At 39.7% G+C, this 18,979-nt stretch carries 20 protein-coding genes; 9 read left to right on the forward strand and 11 right to left on the reverse strand.

What is annotated here, in order from left to right; all coding sequences use genetic code 11:
• Positions 1-204 precede the first annotated feature (204 nt).
• From trxA to DWW91_RS15135, 4 genes are all read left to right on the forward strand, one after another.
• The gene (trxA, locus tag DWW91_RS15120) at positions 205-699 is read left to right on the forward strand and encodes a thioredoxin (RefSeq protein ID WP_122328209.1); all 495 of its coding nucleotides are present in this window, start codon (positions 205-207) and stop codon (positions 697-699) included.
• A 183-nt stretch (positions 700-882) separates the two neighbouring features.
• Entirely contained in the window at positions 883-1,698 is an 816-nt protein-coding gene (locus DWW91_RS15125; RefSeq protein WP_122328210.1) for a transglutaminase-like domain-containing protein, read from the forward strand.
• A gap of 5 nt (positions 1,699-1,703) precedes the next feature.
• Positions 1,704-2,273, forward strand: coding sequence for a YdeI family protein (locus DWW91_RS15130; RefSeq protein ID WP_122328328.1), 570 nt, complete (start codon positions 1,704-1,706; stop codon positions 2,271-2,273).
• 233 nt (positions 2,274-2,506) lie between these two features.
• Complete coding sequence (locus DWW91_RS15135) at positions 2,507-3,835, forward strand: ATP-binding protein (RefSeq protein WP_122328211.1); 1,329 nt, start codon at positions 2,507-2,509, stop codon at positions 3,833-3,835.
• Between the two features lie 152 nt (positions 3,836-3,987).
• On the opposite strand, the gene DWW91_RS15140 is transcribed toward DWW91_RS15135, so the two are convergent.
• From DWW91_RS15140 to DWW91_RS15155, 4 genes are read right to left on the reverse strand one after another with little or no spacing between them, the layout of a single operon-like run.
• Complete coding sequence (locus DWW91_RS15140; RefSeq protein ID WP_122328212.1) at positions 3,988-4,431, reverse strand: hypothetical protein; 444 nt, start codon at positions 4,429-4,431, stop codon at positions 3,988-3,990.
• A 12-nt stretch (positions 4,432-4,443) separates the two neighbouring features.
• Positions 4,444-4,854: a D-Ala-D-Ala carboxypeptidase family metallohydrolase gene (locus DWW91_RS15145; protein ID WP_122328213.1), complete on the reverse strand. Its 411-nt coding sequence runs from the start codon at positions 4,852-4,854 to the stop codon at positions 4,444-4,446.
• The gene (locus tag DWW91_RS15150) at positions 4,835-5,053 is read right to left on the reverse strand and encodes a hypothetical protein (protein WP_007659354.1); all 219 of its coding nucleotides are present in this window, start codon (positions 5,051-5,053) and stop codon (positions 4,835-4,837) included. Before DWW91_RS15150 ends, DWW91_RS15145 begins: the two co-directional genes overlap by 20 nt.
• A 51-nt stretch (positions 5,054-5,104) precedes the next feature.
• On the reverse strand, positions 5,105-5,548 hold the full coding sequence (locus DWW91_RS15155) for an HU family DNA-binding protein (RefSeq protein ID WP_122328214.1): 444 nt from the start codon (positions 5,546-5,548) through the stop codon (positions 5,105-5,107).
• A 377-nt stretch (positions 5,549-5,925) separates the two neighbouring features.
• On the opposite strand from DWW91_RS15155, the gene DWW91_RS15160 reads away from it, so the two are divergent.
• The 3 genes from DWW91_RS15160 to DWW91_RS15170 are packed head-to-tail and all read left to right on the forward strand — an operon-like array spanning position 5,926 to position 7,409.
• Positions 5,926-6,150 (forward strand): helix-turn-helix domain-containing protein, encoded by a 225-nt coding sequence (locus DWW91_RS15160; RefSeq protein WP_044214648.1) that lies wholly within the window; start codon positions 5,926-5,928, stop codon positions 6,148-6,150.
• Positions 6,147-6,461 carry a HipA N-terminal domain-containing protein gene (locus DWW91_RS15165; protein ID WP_122328215.1) on the forward strand — a complete coding sequence of 105 codons (315 nt, stop codon included), beginning with the start codon at positions 6,147-6,149 and terminating at the stop codon, positions 6,459-6,461. The genes DWW91_RS15160 and DWW91_RS15165 overlap by 4 nt, the downstream gene beginning before the upstream one ends.
• 9 nt (positions 6,462-6,470) lie before the next feature.
• Positions 6,471-7,409: a HipA domain-containing protein gene (locus DWW91_RS15170; protein WP_122328216.1), complete on the forward strand. Its 939-nt coding sequence runs from the start codon at positions 6,471-6,473 to the stop codon at positions 7,407-7,409.
• A 215-nt stretch (positions 7,410-7,624) separates the two neighbouring features.
• Here the strand turns inward: DWW91_RS15170 and DWW91_RS15175 are convergent, their stop codons facing one another.
• Positions 7,625-8,065, reverse strand: coding sequence for an HU family DNA-binding protein (locus DWW91_RS15175; protein WP_122328217.1), 441 nt, complete (start codon positions 8,063-8,065; stop codon positions 7,625-7,627).
• Between the two features lie 453 nt (positions 8,066-8,518).
• Positions 8,519-9,622: a Fic family protein gene (locus tag DWW91_RS15180; protein WP_122328218.1), complete on the reverse strand. Its 1,104-nt coding sequence runs from the start codon at positions 9,620-9,622 to the stop codon at positions 8,519-8,521.
• Positions 9,623-9,743: 121 nt separating this feature from the next.
• Between DWW91_RS15180 and DWW91_RS15185 the strand changes: the two genes are divergently transcribed.
• Positions 9,744-10,766, forward strand: a complete 1,023-nt coding sequence (locus DWW91_RS15185; RefSeq protein WP_122328219.1) for a hypothetical protein — start codon at positions 9,744-9,746, stop codon at positions 10,764-10,766.
• On the forward strand, positions 10,763-11,317 hold the full coding sequence (locus tag DWW91_RS15190) for a hypothetical protein (RefSeq protein WP_122328220.1): 555 nt from the start codon (positions 10,763-10,765) through the stop codon (positions 11,315-11,317). Before DWW91_RS15185 ends, DWW91_RS15190 begins: the two co-directional genes overlap by 4 nt.
• A gap of 273 nt (positions 11,318-11,590) precedes the next feature.
• Here the strand turns inward: DWW91_RS15190 and DWW91_RS15200 are convergent, their stop codons facing one another.
• The 5 genes from DWW91_RS15200 to DWW91_RS15220 form a co-directional block, all read right to left on the reverse strand.
• Entirely contained in the window at positions 11,591-12,079 is a 489-nt protein-coding gene (locus DWW91_RS15200; protein WP_122328222.1) for a hypothetical protein, read from the reverse strand.
• Between the two features lie 105 nt (positions 12,080-12,184).
• Positions 12,185-12,463, reverse strand: coding sequence for an HU family DNA-binding protein (locus DWW91_RS15205; protein ID WP_122328223.1), 279 nt, complete (start codon positions 12,461-12,463; stop codon positions 12,185-12,187).
• Between the two features lie 119 nt (positions 12,464-12,582).
• On the reverse strand, positions 12,583-15,144 hold the full coding sequence (locus DWW91_RS15210; RefSeq protein WP_158599452.1) for a BACON domain-containing protein: 2,562 nt from the start codon (positions 15,142-15,144) through the stop codon (positions 12,583-12,585).
• 58 nt (positions 15,145-15,202) lie between these two features.
• Positions 15,203-17,758, reverse strand: coding sequence for a BACON domain-containing protein (locus DWW91_RS15215; protein ID WP_122328225.1), 2,556 nt, complete (start codon positions 17,756-17,758; stop codon positions 15,203-15,205).
• Between the two features lie 27 nt (positions 17,759-17,785).
• Positions 17,786-18,961, reverse strand: coding sequence for a fimbrillin family protein (locus tag DWW91_RS15220; protein ID WP_122328226.1), 1,176 nt, complete (start codon positions 18,959-18,961; stop codon positions 17,786-17,788).
• Positions 18,962-18,979: the final 18 nt, after the last annotated feature.

The raw sequence follows: 18,979 nt of genomic DNA on the forward strand, positions 1-18,979 counted from the left end.
CAAAGTGTTAATGCATTAAAAAGATATAGGCAATAAATCTTTCAAATCTGTAGAATCAAGCCATTTCTGTGAAACTATGTTATCCATAAAAATATTTTCCACTAGAAACTTGTTGTATTAGATAATAGAATATATGTTTGCATTATAATTTCATATAAAAACATTTTATAGTAGAAATAATTATCAACACCAAAATAGAATAAAATGAATACAAAAAGAATCTTCACATTACTGGTTTTAGTTGTGGGTTTCATGACTTTAGTATCCTGTAAAGGACAAGCCAAAAACAACAGCAATGAAACAACTTCAACCACGGAAGTGACTGGAAAGCAGACGGCTGTACCTGTACATATTACAAAGGCGGACTTCCTGAAAAAGATATATAACTATGAAGCGAATCCGAATGAGTGGAAATATCTCGGAGACAAACCTGCCATCATCGACTTTTACGCAGACTGGTGCGGTCCCTGTAAAATGATTGCTCCTTCACTGGAACAGCTTGCCAAAGAATATGCCGGACAGATCAACATTTACAAAGTCGATGTAGATAAAGAAACAGAGTTGGCCCAGGCATTCGGCATTCAGGGAATACCGGCCCTTCTATACATCCCTATGGAAGGAAAACCCCAGATGCTTCAGGGAGCAATGCCTAAAGATCAGTTAAAGGAAAAGATAGAATCAATTTTACTGAAAAAGTAATTTGTTTTTCGCTTACTCTACCAACAAACATTTTCAGGTAAACTTGATAATCTTCTCAAAAAAGATACTTTTTTCAAGTCTACCTGAAAATTTCCCCATCCAAAGGTTTATTCCCCATAATCATCATAACATCTAAATATTTACTAACTTTGTCATCGTTTGTAAATCATAAAACGAAACGTCATGAGTAAATACCCATTTATGCTGATTATGTGTATGTTTATTGCACAGTCAGTTTTTGCACAATCATATTCCAAATACTTCCGCCTGGCTAATCAGGATACCGTCAATTTCACCTTTACAGTGAAGAAGCCCGATATTAAAGCAATAGACTGTTATCCCCAGCGGATTACACAAATTTCGAAAAACGGAGATAATTACGAAATATCACTCACAACTATCAATCCCTACCTGGATGGAAGCAAACTGGCTAAAATGAAAGAAGCCAAGTATGACAAATCACGGGAATACGACAGAGAGATCGCCCGATTTTTACAATCTACCCCGTTAATAGATGCACAAAACGAACACGTTAGACAAATTGCCGATACACTGTTTAAGGATGAAACGCAGACCTTCATTATAATAGAGAAAGCTCTCAAATTTGTTTATACCTATTTATCACCATCCGATTCCATTGCCAAACAGATTGATGCAGGAATTTGCAGAACCGTAGATGTCAATACCGTTATCCAGACAAGGAAAGGTACTTGTAGTGAATACACTAATGTATTTACCGCATTGATGCGTTACATGAATATACCGACTCGTTTTGCTGTAGGATATTGGAATGTTCCCGAATGGAATTCCGAAAGCACCCATGCCTGGCCCGAATGCTACATAGAAGGAGCCGGTTGGTGTTCTGTCGACCCGACTATGCCTTCGTATATCTGCCCGCATTTTGCTGAAATCAGGATGCGTTACGGGATAGATTACGAAGACTGCGACATCAAAACCCTAAATTATGACATCGAACCGATTGAGTTTACCAAAAGATGACCATTATGGCAACAGAGAATAAAATAAAGTACTTTGAAAATCGGGAAGATTGGAGAAAGTGGCTGACGGACAACTTTGAAACCAAAGATGAAATTTGGTTTGTCTTTCCCCAGAAATCATCAGGTAAAAAAAGCATTATATACAATGATGCCGTTGAAGAAGCCCTTTGTTTCGAGTGGATTGACAGTACGATAAAATCACTTGACAAAGAACATAAAATTCAGCGTTTCACGCCTAGAAACCCTAAAAGCACATACTCGCAAGCCAACAAAGAAAGACTTAAATGGTTATTGGAAAATAAAATGATACACCCTAAATTTGAGGATAAAATACGAACTATTTTGTCTGACCCTTTTATTTTTCCAGATGATATAATTGACAGATTGAAAGCAGATAAAACAGCATGGAAAAATTATCAACACTTCTCCGACCCATATAAACGTATCCGAATTGCATACATTGAAGCTGCCAGGAAACGGCCTGAAGAATTTGAAAAACGGCTAAACAACTTTATCAATAAAACGAAAGAGAATAAAATTATAACTGGATTTGGGGGAATCGGAAAATACTATTAATCTCTCATAAAATACCGATGCCTAACTTGCATCCTACCTGCAAGCCCGCTAGCAAGCAGTCACAACTGCGTTGGCTAACAACCCGTTCTCCACCCATCTCTCAAAATATACAGCGGCATAAATTACGGCCATATATTTTCTACTCATAGATAAATACACTATATTTGCAAAATATACAGCCGTAAAGTTTACTGTCGTATATTTTCAAAATAGTATGAACTAAATTTACTATCATGAAATTTTATAATCGTGAAATAGAACTGAAACTGTTGGATAAAACAAGGAAAATCGCTTTTAACAACCATTCACAAATGGCGGTCTTAACCGGACGCAGACGCATTGGAAAAACAAAGCTTATCCTCAAAAGTTGTGAAGAAACACCAACTGTTTATTTCTTTGTAGGCCGAAGCAATGAAGCTCAGCTTTGCAGCCAATTTGCACTAATAGCCAGCAAAGCACTAAATACCTATATTCCGAATGAAATATCCTCTTTCGCAGCACTCTTTGAAATGCTTATGAATATAGGCAAGAACACTTCCTACAACCTGATAATAGATGAATTTCAGGAGTTTTTCTATATCAACCCGACGGTATATAGCCAAATGCAAGACATCTGGGATAGATATAAAGACACGACACATGTCAACTTGATTGCCAGCGGTTCTGTATACACTCTTATGATACAGATATTCCAAAATGCAAAGGAGCCACTATATGGTCGGTGTGACAGTATTATAAAGCTAAAGCCTTTTTCTACATCCGTATTGAAAGAAATACTTTCTGATTATAAACCGAACTATACTCATGAAGATCTACTGGCTCTATATACATTTTCCGGAGGAGTTCCCAAATACATAGACCTGTTTATGCAAAACGGATGTACAGATATGGAAAGCATGGTTAATTACATAGTACGATCTGATTCTCCATTCCTTAGCGAGGGCAAAGCTTTGTTAATACAAGAATTTGGTAAAAAGTATGGTAATTATTTTGCTATTTTATCAGACATCGCTAATGGCCGAAATACATTACCTGAACTTGAAAAAAATATGGGAGAGACCAGTATAGCCGGTCATATAAGAAGACTAGAGGAAGATTACGAATTGATAGCAAAGAAACGGCCTATTTTTGCAAAAGAAGGTACACAAACCGTTCGTTTTGAAATTTCCGACTTATTCCTACGATTCTGGTTTCGATATTTCATCAAATATCATTATCTCATTGAAACAGAAAACCTGGACCAACTTGGAGAAATTATAAAAAAAGACTATCCGACCTATTCAGGGTTAACACTTGAAATGTATTTTAGGCAGATGATGATCGAAAGCAAAGAGTTCAGAAATATTGGTTCATGGTGGCAAAGCAAAAAAGAAAAAGATCCCTGTGAAATAGATATAATAGGCATTTATGCAGATGATAAACGTGCATTAGTCGCCGAAGTAAAACGACAGCGCAAAAACTTCAACCCAGACTATTTCAATGAAAAAGTTGAAATAGTTCGAAATAAAGTGCTTTCGAAATACAAAATTGAAGTGAGAAATTTCTGTATGGAAGATATGTAAATTGTATGCGAACAAATCCGGTTTCTCTTCCGCATACAATCCGATAATATCTATTTCATCCTGATCTTTATGGTTCTTGCCTTGCCACCAAGAACCAATATATGCAAATTCCTTGTTATCAATAAAATAAAAGAATAACTGGATTTGGGAGTTTACTTCTGCTTTCTAAATGCTATACCTATATATAACGAACAAACCAACAACACCGCCCCAATCACCAACATCCGCTTTAGATAAGAAAACTCCACAGTACTACCTTTCTGAAAAAAATCAGAACCGGTAAAACAGTTCTCATCTACAGAACCAGAACTAACAACCGATTCAACAACCTTCTCCCCCTGTTCCTTAATAGCGACATGAGTAACAGACTGTACCCCATTCAACCGGCAGCTATCGAACACGATATGCTCTATATCGATCACCTTATTGCGGGAAGCCTGATACAGATTTTTCAACAACATACTATCACTATGAATGTTATGTACCCCCTCCCTTATTTCCCGATGTTGCACACTACGCCGCCCGGCACTACAACCGGACAGCAAAACAACCAACAAACCAACCGAAACAAGCAAACTTCTACCCCACATATCCATACCTATCCCCCTTCATTTATTAATGATCACCTGATAACGATTCTCTCCATTTACCCGAAACGACAAATGCAGAAACTTCTTTCGTTTATAAAGAATCGCCTGATCGAAAGGCAACTTACAATAAAGCAACACATCCAACAACTCCTTCGGATCAGGCACATAACAATCCGCAGCTTCCCCCTTCACATGCTGGCTCGAAGGCACGCCACCCACCAACCTGTTCACCTCCGGACTCCGGTAACCACTTGTGATCGCAATCGGCTTCCCATAAGCCACCCGCAACGGCTGTAACAACCGTTTCACCAACTCCATCATAGCCTGTTTCACCTCAAACGGCGGCTCATTCAGCAACCCATTCTCCACCGCCACCCGGCTATACGTCATTTCTTCCCAGGTAAAATTCCTACTTATCCTCTCTTTCATTTTGTACCGATTTAATTTTATACGAATAATCCACCCCAAACAAAGCTCCGGCAAATGTGCAGGTTTCCCCGAAAGCCACCAGCACACTATTATGAATCTCCCCTTTCGGAGCAATCCAGAAACCGGAGAAAAGAAGAACAATCCCGCTCATTACGAGCAGGATTGCCATTACCAATTGAATAGTCAGTCTTTTTTTCATACGTTCCCCTTTCCTCTTTCAATCAAGTAATCCTCAATTTACCATTTTCAATTATTCAATTTCCGGTCTGTCATCTCCACCGGAACCTTCTTCTTTTTTAGGTTTCGTATCTTCATCCTCTTCAAACTTCACGATCTCACTCATCCAGCGCAGACTGGTACCCGGCGAGAATATCACCCGTGCCTTTTTTATCAGGGAAGCATTGAAAGCATCCGCCGTCTCCGCACCTTTCGAACGAATCGAAAGACGAAAACTACCGAACTCACCCACCTGTACAATACTACCCGAACGAAGTTCCAGGCTCATCGCCCAGTTCAACGAATCGAGTATCGCCTTCACATCAGCACTCGACATCGCCGAGCGGCTGGAGATCAATTCACACAACTTATCCATATCGCAGTAATTCGATGCCCGCGCCATCGCATAGGTCTTCACCTTATCCTTATCGTCACCGCTAAGAACCTTGCGCTGCACCTTTCTAAATTTCAGTGTCATAGCTTTTTTATTTTAATGATTAATACTACTGTTTCCAGGGGAACGATACAAAGGTACAAGTAGGAATATATGCAAAGATCGGCGCGAGATCATCGTGTAAAACAGTATATAACAAGACTTTAGGAACATTCAAAATCTTAAAATACCATTTTTCGCGAACCATCACACCGATAGATTCAGGTTCTTATTTAACGTTTTTCAGAGAAATAATGATTATTACGTGAGATTCTTAGGGATAGATTTAGGTTATTTAATGACTTCTCGCAACAAATTCGATACCCTTTCGGGTATTTCCTAACCAAAGCCACAAAATAAATACCCGAAAGGGTATCAAACAAGAAATATTCATTATATTTGTACCCGAAGAGGTATCAAAAATGAATAACTTATCATTAAATGAATATGTAAAATCCAAGCGCAAATCGCTTGGATTATCACGTGAAGAGTTCGCGCTGAAAGCAGGTGTCGGACTCCGTTTTCTTCGCGAACTAGAACAAGGAAAAGAAACCTTGAAAATGGATAAAGTAAATCAGGTATTAAAACTGTTCGGAATGCAACTTGGTGCCGTACCTATGGACAGGAATAATTTAATAGAACCATGAAACAAGCTAAAATTTATATGTATAGTAATTTTGCAGGTATTCTTACGGAAGATGAAAACGGTTACAGATTTATCTATAATCCTGAATATCTCTTAAGTAAGGATGCTGAACCGATCAGTTTAACAATGCCTTTAACAGATAAGCCATATATTAGCAATATATTGCATCCGTTTTTTGATGGATTGATTCCTGAAGGTTGGTTATTAAATATTGTTGAAAAGAATTGGAAAATCGACAATAGAGATCGTATGTCTTTATTACTGGCCTGTTGTAAAGATTGCATTGGTGCAGTTAGTGTTCAATCCTTTTAATACACAATTATGGAAAGATGTTTATATTGCTATCAGCCATTAGAACAAAACGAAACAGACTTTCATTCGCGATGTTCAAAAAAAATATTCGGTACAGCTACACCTCCCCTTCTTCCTTATAGTAAAGCCGATATCGAATCGTTAGCTTTAGAAGTTGTACGATCACAAGTTACTATCACAGGTGTACAACCCAAGCTATCTGTTGATTTGGAAAAAGAAAAAGGAGGAGAAAAACGTTTTACAATTGTAGGTTTATGGGGTGGCTATATCCTCAAGCCACAGACTGAACAATATGCCAACCTTCCTGAAAATGAAGACTTAACCATGCATTTAGCCAGATTAGCAAAGATAAATACCGTTCCTCATTCACTCATACGTTTCAAAGATGGTTCGTTAGCATATATTACTAAACGAATAGATCGAGACAAGAAGGGCAATAAAATACCAATGGAAGATATGTGCCAGTTAACAGAGAAACTAACAGAACAGAAATACAAAGGTTCCTATGAACAGATAGCCAAGAAGATTGTAGAGTTTTCAGCGTACCCAGTCCTGGACTTGATCAATTACGTTGAGATTTTATTGTTCTGTTATCTTACAGGTAATGCAGACATGCACCTAAAAAACTTTTCCCTCTATAAAAAGATAAAAGAAACCACACTAACGCCTGCTTATGATCTCTTATCGACTAAGCTGGTCATACCTGAAGACACAGAAGAACTTGCTCTGACTCTGAACGGAAAAAAACGAAAATTAAAGAGATCTGACTTTGACAATCTACTAAAAACAATGAAAGTTGAAGATAAGATTATTGAAAATACATACAACAAATTTAGAAAAGTATTACCGCTATGGTATGATTTTATTGAAATTTCATTTTTGCCAAATCAAATGAAAATAGATTATAAGGCTTTAATAGAACACAGATCTTCCATATTAAACAAGTGATAATAGGCAAATGGCAATTCCACATCCCGTTCTATCACATCAAACAGGATTTCACTTTGCTTAATAGCAATCAGCGATTTGAGAACCTCTTTCCTCATAAGTTTTCCTTTATTTTAGGACAAAAAAACATTTTCTTTCCTAAAATAAAGGAAACTTTTTTCATACGTCCCCCCCTTTCTCTTTCAATCAGGTAATCCCCTATTTACCATTTTTAATTATTCAATCACCGGTCTGTCATCATCCGGATTTTCTTCTTTTTTAGGTTTTGTGTCATCATCCTCTTCAAACTTCACGATCTCACTCATCCAGCGCAGACTGGTACCCGGCGAGAATATCACCCGTGCCTTTTTTATCAGGGAAGCATTGAAAGCATCCGCCGTCTCCGCACCTTTCGAACGAATCGAAAGACGAAAACTACCGAACTCACCCACCTGTACAATACTACCCGAACGAAGCTCCAGGCTCATCGCCCAGTTCAATGAATCGAGTATCGCCTTCACATCAGCACTCGACATCGCCGAGCGGCTGGAGATCAATTCACACAACTTATCCATATCGCAATAGTTCGACGACCGCGCCATCGCATAAGTCTTCACCTTATCCTTATCGTCACCGCTAAGAACCTTGCGCTGCACCTTTCTAAATTTCAGTGTCATAGCTTTTTTGTTTTAATAATTAATACTACTGTTTCCAGGGGAACGATACAAAGGTATAGGTAGGAATATATGTAAAGATCGGCGCCACAGCATCATATAAAACAGTATATAATAAGACTTTAGAAACATTCAAAATCTTAAAATACCATTTTTCGCGAACCATCACACCGATAGATTCAGGTTCTTATTTAACGTTTTTCAGAGAAATAATGATTATTACGTGAGATTCTTAGGGATAGATTTAGGTTATTTACAACTTCCAACAACATTCTTAATACCCTTTCGGGTACTCTTTTTAATATAATCACAGAATAAATACCCGAAAGGGTATCGAATAACAGAATATAAGTCATTTATAGAAAACAAGTGGTACCAGTATACTGTATGCGGAGATTTGCACTTATATTCTCCGCATATTATACGGCAAATACAAACATTAATCTCCGCAAACAATCACATTACAAGTTCATAATTGGTACTTCTTCCACCTTCATCCGTTTTACGCAACACACCTTTGGTCATCAAATCCTGTATATCACGTAAAGCCGTATCAGCAGAACATTTTGTAATCTTAGCCCATTTAGAAGAGGTTAATTTTCCATCAAAACCATCCCAAAGCAAATTCACCATTTTTATTTGCCGTTCATTCATGGAGACTAACCGATACCTATCCCAGAAAGCGGCTTTCTGTAAAACCGTACTGATTGATTTTTCAGTATTGACCAATGCCGCTTCCAAACAATCAAGAAACCATTCAAGCCACCCCGTTATATCTACACCACCTTTTTGTGTTTTCTCCAATATCTCATAATAGCCTTTACGCAGCTTACGTATCTCTGCCGACATACTATAAAAACGATGTGGCATTTCATCGGCACGGGCTAAGAATAAATCCATTATAGTGCGAGCTATACGTCCGTTTCCGTCATCGAACGGATGAATAGTCACAAACCACAAATGAGCAATAGCAGCTTTCAAAACTGGGTCTATCTTCTGATCATCATTCACCCAATCCAAAAACAATTTCATTTGGAAAGGTATATTATCCGAATCAGGAGCTTGATAATGAACTTTCTCTTTCCCCATCGCACCCGATATAACCTGCATAGGTTCTACACCTTGTCTCCAATCTGCAACCGTAATTTTATACATGCCACTTCTACCTGTTGGAAACAACGCTGCATGCCAGTTAAAAAGACGTTCATCCGTTAACGGCTTCATATAATTTTGAGTCGCATCCATCATTAGCTGCACTACTCCATCGACATAACGATCAGCTTCAGGTAGCCCTTCAGTTTCTATACCCAAATGACGAGCTACAGAAGAACGCACCTGATCACTATTCAATATTTCTCCCTCAATTTCTGAAGATTTGGTGATATCAGCCGTCAATGTATCAAGTATTGCACTATTTTTCAGATCAAAGCCTAACGCACTCATTTTACCTACAAGTTTACCTTGTAGCCCTCGTACCTTACCTAATTTATAGGATAGCTTTGCATCATCCCAGGTAAAATTAGGCCAGTCTGTCCGTTGCCAAATATAGATAGCATTCATATTCTCCGTATATTTTGCGGTAAATGTACAAAAAAACACGATCAATACAAAATGAAAAAGAATTATGTCTACTAATTAAAACATAGTCAATATATTTGTATACGAAATAAAAAATATAAATATGGGACATACTTTAAAATTAGATATATATTATTTTACACTAAAAAAGATCACAGAGGAATACTCTAGAAAAGTCAGAGGTGGAGAAATTAGAACTTGTTATAAAACAGAAGAAAAAGAATCTATTTTTAAAGATGTACTTTCTTCCTTGTATCCAACTAAAGATAAAAAAGAATGTTTTCGATCATTTCTTCAAGATTTTATCTCCATTTTTAGTGATAAATTCACTAAAAATGAAACAAATACTCAAGCAATGAGTATTACTAATGACCTTTATCGAGGTTTATCTGAAAATGATTATACAATATGGGGAGAATTCATAGGAGGTCCTACAGGTATTGATTGGGATATTTATAAAGCTAATGATGCAAAAAGGAAAAAAGACACATTAGGGAACGATAGTGTTGCCTCATTATCTTTTTTCTATAAAATATGGATGCCTTATGATGACAATACAGGAATTTTAATGTTACAAAGTTATACAACATCAGGATGCAGCTATTTGTATAGAAATTTATTAAGTGATTTTTTTGTTTCTAAAGGGTATTCTATAACATGGACAAAATGTATTCCTAAACAATATATAGACAAATATATATCGAATAGCTTTATACATTCTATTAGAATTCTAACTAAAAAACGTATAGACAATTCATTTACACCTACTTTTTCAGCATTTAAAGAAGCCAAACGTAGTACATGTATTAAAAATATAAGTTTAACTATAGATAAATTATTATCATATACCAATTATATTGATGTTCTTAAATCTCAAATCGCAGCAATAGACCTTAATTTTGATAAGGAAAATGATGAATTAATGCTATATTATAAAGATCATCAAGGTAGGAAAGCACATTCTACACTTTCAAACATAGAGAATATGCTTCCATCTATCATTCTGGATGACACATTAAAAGATCCTACAACTCAAAAACCGTTATGGAATGAATTACATTTATTCACCCAATTGCTTCTAGAAAAAATAAAAAAAGAAATTTCATATACTCCTACTCAGCGATGATTGTAAATATATGGAAAATAATAAAAGAAGGATATATCTCATTATATTATAATATCAATGGAGATAAACGACCAATTGCACCTATTGTATTATGGTACATAATTTTACCACTTGCAATTGGAATTTATAGCTACATTAATCAAACTATATTTACTGAAAACACTATAAATTTATTAATTTCAGTTTTTAGTATTTTTACAGCTTTAATTTTTGGTATAATTTTTATAGCACCTGACAAGTTTGCTAAAAGAATAGAAGTATACAAAAAAAGTATAGCAGACGAATCTATATCAAACTATCTAATCAGATATGAAAATTTCACAAAAGGATTTGTTAAACAAATCGCATTACTTATTGTTTATAGCATAGTTATTATTATTTTACTAGTAATTACACAAATTCATGATGTCAGCCTGTTCAAAATTATAATACACTCTATAGTTATAACCTTTTTCTCAGAATTTATTTTATTAACATTTACTCTATTATCCAATATCTATATTTTATTAATTGATGATATTGAAAATTCGAGTAAAAACAAACGAGAATAAATAATTATTTCTTCCAAATTTTCAAAAAAAAATCATCAGGATCAATATAGTTTCTCCAAACAACCCGTTCAAATTCTAACCTTGACAGCTTAAAACCTACAAATTCTTCTTCCAACCTTTCAATATAAGAAGATTCGTATGTGGCGGTACGAAAAACAAATTCTTTAACATAATCCTTAAGTTGATTATATAATACTATTAATCCCAATAAAATACTGGCATCTATAACTTGTAACCATACCAGAAAGCAGGCTAAAATGCAAAATTTCTCATTCAATACCCCCCACAATAATCCCCCACCCTCACCTTCCCCGCCAACACCAGCACCTCCCCACTAGTAATCCCCCCTTTACTAATATGTCCGGCAAGCGTACCGATCTTGCCACAAATTAGGAAACAGATAAGAACAGACATTGATAAATGATTTATTGAAGTTTGCGCAGTACGCTCTACTACTTCCGTTAAATGGAGCATCCGGATAAACAAGACAGGAAACCGGAGGGGGCAACGGAGACAGGTCATCACTGTTTTTTCAATGATGAAATCAACGTATGATTGCCGATCATGGACGATAACTTCTTCAATAAACTTCTGGTACTTTTTAGGCAAAGTTGACCATACAGTAAATGCAATTTTGTAAATCTTTTCAAGCAAATGGTTACGACCTTCCTTGGACATTTTATCAAGATTGCGGTTAAACTCGTTCACTTCCGGGACTTTTCCGTTGGGAAATAAGGCTTCTAATTTGTTTTGTTTCTTCATGATATATCTAATAGGCGTTAATTAATAATTGAGGGAAATCAAAAAAAACAGGGAGACACAAAGTCTATTTTTATATGGTCAACACTTGTGTCTCCCTTTTGCTCTCTATTTGGAAGAATTCAAATCTCGAAGTAAAAATTTTCCAGGTTTGAATTTAACACTTTTGCGGGGAGCAATCATACAAGTGACACCGGTACGAGGATTACGCCCCTGCCGCTCTTTCTGATTCCAAGGCTCAAATGTCCCGAATCCTTGAAGGGCTATAGGACCCTGTTTCAATATTTCTGTCAACACTTCCTGGAAAGCATTGAGAAACAGACGAGACTGGTACTGCGGAATATTCAGCTTCGCCGCTAGTTCATTTACTAAATCTGCTTTGTTCATAATATATGTTTTAAATGTTTTTTTATTTGTATTGTTAAGTTGCCATTAAAAAGGTATTCTAACACCTTCCAAACCTCAGTTGTCACTCCATCATCTTTAGCCAAGTTTGCAGGGTATACCTACTTATACCTAACACAGCGAATAAAGGTAGGGGTGTTGTCGTTAGCGTAGTATTGATCGCAATCGCTCATGCGCGTCATCCAGTGGAAACCACTACCGGCAGCATCTGAACTCCAGTACCAAATGCCTCCTCCAACCGGCTCGAAGCCGCTCACAGCTTGTAATGAAGCTTTATTACTACACACAGTTCCTAACTGAGCCAAAGAAGGCATAAACCAATCACTCTTACCCTCTTTTGTAGAATTATTACAGCTTGTATATGCTGCACTCCAAGTAGCATTTGCTTCGTTTGTCTTACAAACCTGTAAATTTTCAACATAAGCCGGGGCCGTTTGCTTAGCCGTAACCTTCACTGTGCGTGCCGGACTCCCCGTAACTGTCACTGTAAATGAGCCTGTACGCTCAACAGCTGTAGAGTTAGTATTGTCAGAAGCTGTAAACGTTAACGTAGCATTACCCGAACCTTCGATTGGACTCACAGTTATTCCATTACTTGTTTCGGGAGATATAGTCCATTCCAAACCTGTAGTCGCCGTTATTGAACCGGTGACACTGCTAGTGGCCTCCGCATCTATTATCGTAGTCGCACCAGTAGCCTCAAAAGAGGAACCACGCTGATTTACCGTAATTGTTCCCGTCGGACCATCAGTCTCATCTCCCGCACGAACAACAATTTCACCACTTCGTTGAGTTGAAGACGGATTAACAGAAACATCAAAAGTTATGTACTGTAAATCTCCGGTGGTCGGATAACCCGATGTTGTTCCGGTGAGTGAAATCCAATTACCATTCGTTACATTAGCTGCCCAGTCCAAATTTGCTGTGGCAGTAAAGGTTGATGCCTGATTATTTACAGCTTCTGCATTCATATTTACGGTTGATCCGGTCACAATAGAACCCATTTGTAAAACTTTTATTTCCTGAATCAAATTTGTATAATCAACGTCTCCCACCGAGGCTCCGGCTTTCACCGTTATTTTACCACTACGCACCCGAGTAAATGGATTACTGGTAGTAGACTTTACTTTTAACGGTTGTGCATCAGCCGGTGCTTCAGGACCGGCTGATGCTGAATTGGACCAATTCAGCCAGTCACCACCGCTTAGGGAAGCTAACCACTGCAACCCCTCGGTTGCTGTAAAAGAAGAAGCCCCTTCAGAACCAGCTTCTGCATCCAGTGAGATATCATCCCCTTTTGTCAGGGTAGAACCCTCCTGAACGATCTTTATCTCCTGATCGACTCCATTAACTTCAATATTAAAAGAAAAAGACCTGCTTTCTGCTCTTGGGTTTGCTTCCATAGCTCTAAATATAACATTGGCAGGCCCCTGATGCCTAATAGTGGCACTCGAAGGTATATTCTGACCGTCCAACAAGGCGGATAACCAATCAGGCATACTGAACTCCCACGGCTGACCCGGACGAGCTGTGATCTGTATCTCTTTTTCTCCCCCTTTTTTAGCAGGCATTTTAGTAGAATCGACTTCAATAGGAGGTATCTCACCGACGGTAATGCGTTCATCGAAAATATCTATACCTATCAAAGTTACGTCCATCGTATAACGGGAGTTACGCACGATATCGTAATTGTTTTTATCACTACCCGGATAGAAACGGAAAGTTACATCCCCATACGTCACACCTCCTTGTACGGCTGTTCCTGTCAGCTCGATACAGGTTGCATTCGTCACACCCTGACCAGTCTTCTTTTTCTCCGAATCGACAGCGTTTGCTTCACTGACAGTACCCGCCATATTCTCCGGCAAATACCAATAAATGGTAGCGCCTCCCTGGTTAGCCGTACCTGTATATGTTTTATAATCGATCTCCTCTGTTTTCAACTGCTCCGTTGGTGCTTCCACCTGCGATATGGTCGGGACATTTTTCAATACAACAGAAGCAGGCTTGAATGTAAAATCAACACCTGTCGAATAAGTAAACGTAATCGTTGCAACAAGGCGGGTTAGTTCCACTCTTATATCCCTTATGCCACCAGCCGTCACTTCCCCCTCCCAGTACCCCATCATTTTACATAAATTATTGTCAGGCAACCCCTCAGGTGTAGAAGTATAAGCCAACGTATGTTTTTTCAAGATCGCTTCAGTAGTTATCTCCTCCAGATCACCGGCATTCGACACGAAATAGACACGACTCCTGCTACCATTCTGACTCTGTTTCAGTTTCAGATTGACCGTAGTACCACTCATAGAAGGAATATACCGGTTAAACAAACACTCACCCGTTGTTACATCGTACTGCCCGACCCACAGGCTGGCGATCTGGCTTTCCTGTATTTCTGACAATGGAGCGGCGGCCTTCGTTCGTACCGAATCCCCTGCACCTACTGCCAGCGTATCCGACTCGATCGTGCCGTCAGGAGTAAAAGTGATGCTACGGGTAACGGGAGTCCGGTTAGCCAGCACACTCAGGATAAACCCGGCATCCACTTCCTTCTGAGCATGAAGCGGAATATCATCTTCTTCCACATTCGTCTCCGTACAACCTCCTGCAAACAGCAGAAACAACAGTGCAAACAGCCTTGTTTTACTTACTCGTTTCATTGTATTTCGTTTTTTATTGTTTCGATATTTGTCTGTTTTGAACCTAATAGACGCACACTTACCGAGTACGAACACAACGAACATACACATTTCCTGCGTCGTTGGTATTACTATTATGACTACCATTGCTAAAGTCTACATAATAGTGGTTATTTCTAGGACCAGGTGTAGAAGTCGCATAGCAACCACGGATGAACCCTGCAAAGCCACTTACGACCGTTAAGGTACTTTGGTTCCAATATATATTTTTCGCCTCGTCCAGCGATGGTAAACGCCAATCAGTATGACCTTCCGCATCTAGATTATTGCAATATGAATTGGCAGAGCTCCAAGGATAGGAAGAAGGCTCTGTTTTCACAACCTGCATATTACCAATATAAGCACCACCAGTCTGCTTAACCGTGACCGTAGCCGTACGTACCGGATTTGTACCTGTAACTGATACTGTAAATGTACCCGTACGAGGTGCATCAAGATTGACAGAAGCCGTAAATGTTAACGTAGCATCCCCCGAACCTCCGGTTGGACTTACAGTTATACCATTGTCTGTTTCAGGAGATATAGTCCAATCCAAACCGGGAGTAGCAATAACCGAACCGGTTGCAGTTTTAAGACCTTCTACGTCTATTTCAGGTTCAGCATCAGTAGTACTAAAAGAAGAAGGTTGTTGTTTTATAATAATTTTTCCTGTCGGACCTCCAATCTCATCACCTGCACGAACAGTTATTTCACCGGTTCGCAAAGAAGAGTTCGGATTCACCTCTACATCAAAAGTTATGTCCTGGGCATTACCGGTTGTCAGATTACCCGACGTTGTTCCGATGAGTGTAATCCAATCATCATTCGTTACACTAGCTGCCCAGTCCAAACCGGCTGTGGCAATAAACGCTGATGCCTGATGACTTACCGCTTCCGCACTCAGATTCACGGTTGATCCGGTTACAATAGAACCCGCTTGTAAAACTTCTATTTCCTGAGCTAAGTTTGTATAACCGACGTCCCCCACCGACGCCCCGGCTTTTACTGTTATTTTACCGCTACGTACCTGGGCAAGTGGATTACTGGTTGTTGCCTTTACTTTTAGTGGCTGCGATCCGGCCGGTGCTTCAGTTCCCGAAGAACCCGGATTAGATGCAGCCCAGTCCAGCCAGCCATCGCCACTTAAAGATGCCAACCATTGTAAGCCTTCTGTAGCCGTAAATGCAGAAGCCCCTTCAGAGTCGGCTTCTGCTTCCAGTGATATATCACTGCCTTTTGTCAGGATAGAACCTGCCTGAACGATCTTTATCTCCTGATCGACTCCATTAACTTTAATATTAAAAGAAACAGACCTGCTTTCTGCTCTTGGGTTTGCTTCCATAGCTCTAAATATAACATAGGCAGGCCCCTGATGCATAATAGTGGCACCCGGAGGTATATTCTGACCATCCAGCAATGCAGATAACCAATCAGGCATATTGAACTCCCACGGCTGACCCGGACGAGCTGTGATCTGTATCTCTTTCTCTCCCCCTTTTTTAGCAGGCATTTCAGCAGGATCGACTTCAATAGGAGGTATCTTACCGACGGTAATGCGTTCATCGGAAATATCTATACCTATCAAAGTAACGTCCATCGTATAACGGGAGTTACGCACGATATCGTAATTGTTTTTATCACTACCCGGATAAAAACGGAAAGTTACATCCCCATACGTCACACCTCCTTGTACGGCTGTTCCTGTCAGCTCGATACATGTTGCATTCGTCACACCCTGACCAGTCTTCTTTTTCTCCGAATCGACGGCTTTTTCTCCACTGACAGTACCTGCCATATTCTCCGGCAAATACCAATAAATGGTAGCGCCTCCCTGGTTAGCCGTACCCGTATATGTTTTATAATCGATCTCCTCTGTTTTCAACTGCTCCGTTGGCGCTTCCACCTGCGATATGGTCGGGACATTCTTCAATATAATAGAAGTAGAACTGAATGTAAAATCAGCACCTGTCGAATAAGTAAACACAATCGTTGCAATAAGACGGGTTAGTTCCACCCCTATATCTTTTATGCCATCAGCCGTCACTTCACCCTCCCAGTATCCCATCATTTTACATAAATTATTGTCAGGCAACCCCTCAGGTGTAGAAGTATAAGCCAACGTATGTTTTTTCAAACTTGCTTCAGTATCTATTGCTCCCAGGTCACCGGCATTCGATATAAAATAGACACGGTTCCTGTTGCCATTATGCTTCAATTTCAAATTAACTGTAGTTCCTGTCATAGAAGGAATATACTGGTTAAACAAACACTCACCCGTTGTTACATCATACTGCCCGACCCACAGGCTGGCAATCTGGCTTTCCTGTATTTCAGACAATGGAGTGGCGGCCTTCGTTCGTATCGAGTCATTTGTACCTACCGCCAGCGTATCCGACTCGGTCGTGCCGTCGGGAGTAAAAGTGATGCTACGGGTAACAGGAGTCCGGTTAGCCTGCACATTCAGGATAAATCCGGCATCCACTTCCTTCTGAGCATGAAGCGGAATATCATCTTCTTCCACATCCGTCTCCGTACAACTACCTGCCACCAACAGAAACAACAATACAAACAACCTTGTTTTACTTATTCGTTTCATTGTATTTCGTTTTTAAACTATATTCGTTCAACTATCTCCGCCGACATTTCCATTACCGCTCCAGGTTATTTCCGTCCATCGGGCAACAGTAACGGTTGTACCTATTCCTTCGTTGATATCAGGGTCGGGATAAGGAGTGTCGGGGCCTCCCACATTGTCGTCTCTGAAAACTATTGCATTCCAATCGAGTACCTTCATGATCAGACTACTTTCATTATTCTTCACTTCGAGGGTAAAAATATACCGCTTGCCTTCGTCGAAAGAGATATTCTGGTCGATAGTAGCCTTGAGGATCGCTGTCTCATCGTCTCTTACCACGGTTATTTCCACCTCGAAAGGTTGGTTGTCTTTGGGAAGGACGACACCTTTTGTTTTGTTCAGGCCGCAATTATCCGGATCAGAATCAGGATCGACCGGTTCAAATTCTTCTGTAGTAAATGTAACTTCCGCATCCGCCTCGGTACCGCCTCCCGTAGGAAGAATACCCGTATCCGTACCTGCCAGCAGGACAGCCCCCGAAGACGATATCTTTCTTATTACAAGAGAAGTTCCGTATAACCGATCAAAAGGAAGAGCATTACCAGGTGAAGGGGCCACATTGAATACCAACATCGCACATTTCCGGCTAAAAGTTCGGAGTGTCACTTGTCTGGCAATCTTCGTCACAGCCACACCACGAACAAAAGAGGTCATTACATCCTCTTTGTGGGGAATACCGGTTACCCTATAGAAACCGTCATTCCCTTGCAATAGCGGCCGTGCCGGGGAGACGGCATAGAAATCGTATATACCGTTCCTGACAATCAAACCCTTGGCTGTACCCTCCGTTTGCTCTCCGTTCCCATTCACGCAGCAAGGGGATAAACTGCCGTCATCCCCTACCACGTAGGTTGCTTCAAACGAGGGGGCTACCGTAGAGAAGGAAGCTTCTGCCGACACATCTCCTACATTACCGGTGAAATAAGCCCCGATACGTACGGTTGCCCCGGCTGGTAAAGGCGTTGGAGGTGGGGTGGCAACCTCTCCGACACGGGTCAGGAGTTCCGGCACGCCCAAATTAGGCTTGCCGAAACTAAGGGCTACCGGCTGGCTCTCTTCCGGTACGATCTCCTCTACCGGTTCCGCCGTACACCCAACCAGCAATATACCAGCCAGTAGCCACAACAAGTATAACAGATATAACAGTACTCGATTCCGTTCCATTTTATTTCGTCTTTCGCA

The organism is Parabacteroides sp. AF17-3 (assembly GCF_003635445.1).
In the GTDB taxonomy this organism is placed as follows: Bacteria; Bacteroidota; Bacteroidia; order Bacteroidales; family Tannerellaceae; genus Parabacteroides; species Parabacteroides goldsteinii.

Bases quoted from the DNA above. Each gene is read 5' to 3' on its own strand.
- trxA (WP_122328209.1), top strand. From the start codon at position 205: ATGAATACAAAAAGAATCTTCACATTACTGGTTTTAGTTGTGGGTTTC.
- DWW91_RS15125 (WP_122328210.1), top strand. From the start codon at position 883: ATGAGTAAATACCCATTTATGCTGATTATGTGTATGTTTATTGCACAG.
- DWW91_RS15130 (WP_122328328.1), top strand. From the start codon at position 1,704: ATGGCAACAGAGAATAAAATAAAGTACTTTGAAAATCGGGAAGATTGG.
- DWW91_RS15135 (WP_122328211.1), top strand. From the start codon at position 2,507: ATGAAATTTTATAATCGTGAAATAGAACTGAAACTGTTGGATAAAACA.
- DWW91_RS15140 (WP_122328212.1), bottom strand. From the start codon at position 4,431: ATGGATATGTGGGGTAGAAGTTTGCTTGTTTCGGTTGGTTTGTTGGTT.
- DWW91_RS15145 (WP_122328213.1), bottom strand. From the start codon at position 4,854: ATGAAAGAGAGGATAAGTAGGAATTTTACCTGGGAAGAAATGACGTAT.
- DWW91_RS15150 (WP_007659354.1), bottom strand. From the start codon at position 5,053: ATGAAAAAAAGACTGACTATTCAATTGGTAATGGCAATCCTGCTCGTA.
- DWW91_RS15155 (WP_122328214.1), bottom strand. From the start codon at position 5,548: ATGACACTGAAATTTAGAAAGGTGCAGCGCAAGGTTCTTAGCGGTGAC.
- DWW91_RS15160 (WP_044214648.1), top strand. From the start codon at position 5,926: ATGAATAACTTATCATTAAATGAATATGTAAAATCCAAGCGCAAATCG.
- DWW91_RS15165 (WP_122328215.1), top strand. From the start codon at position 6,147: ATGAAACAAGCTAAAATTTATATGTATAGTAATTTTGCAGGTATTCTT.
- DWW91_RS15170 (WP_122328216.1), top strand. From the start codon at position 6,471: ATGGAAAGATGTTTATATTGCTATCAGCCATTAGAACAAAACGAAACA.
- DWW91_RS15175 (WP_122328217.1), bottom strand. From the start codon at position 8,065: ATGACACTGAAATTTAGAAAGGTGCAGCGCAAGGTTCTTAGCGGTGAC.
- DWW91_RS15180 (WP_122328218.1), bottom strand. From the start codon at position 9,622: ATGAATGCTATCTATATTTGGCAACGGACAGACTGGCCTAATTTTACC.
- DWW91_RS15185 (WP_122328219.1), top strand. From the start codon at position 9,744: ATGGGACATACTTTAAAATTAGATATATATTATTTTACACTAAAAAAG.
- DWW91_RS15190 (WP_122328220.1), top strand. From the start codon at position 10,763: ATGATTGTAAATATATGGAAAATAATAAAAGAAGGATATATCTCATTA.
- DWW91_RS15200 (WP_122328222.1), bottom strand. From the start codon at position 12,079: ATGAAGAAACAAAACAAATTAGAAGCCTTATTTCCCAACGGAAAAGTC.
- DWW91_RS15205 (WP_122328223.1), bottom strand. From the start codon at position 12,463: ATGAACAAAGCAGATTTAGTAAATGAACTAGCGGCGAAGCTGAATATT.
- DWW91_RS15210 (WP_158599452.1), bottom strand. From the start codon at position 15,144: ATGAAACGAGTAAGTAAAACAAGGCTGTTTGCACTGTTGTTTCTGCTG.
- DWW91_RS15215 (WP_122328225.1), bottom strand. From the start codon at position 17,758: ATGAAACGAATAAGTAAAACAAGGTTGTTTGTATTGTTGTTTCTGTTG.
- DWW91_RS15220 (WP_122328226.1), bottom strand. From the start codon at position 18,961: ATGGAACGGAATCGAGTACTGTTATATCTGTTATACTTGTTGTGGCTA.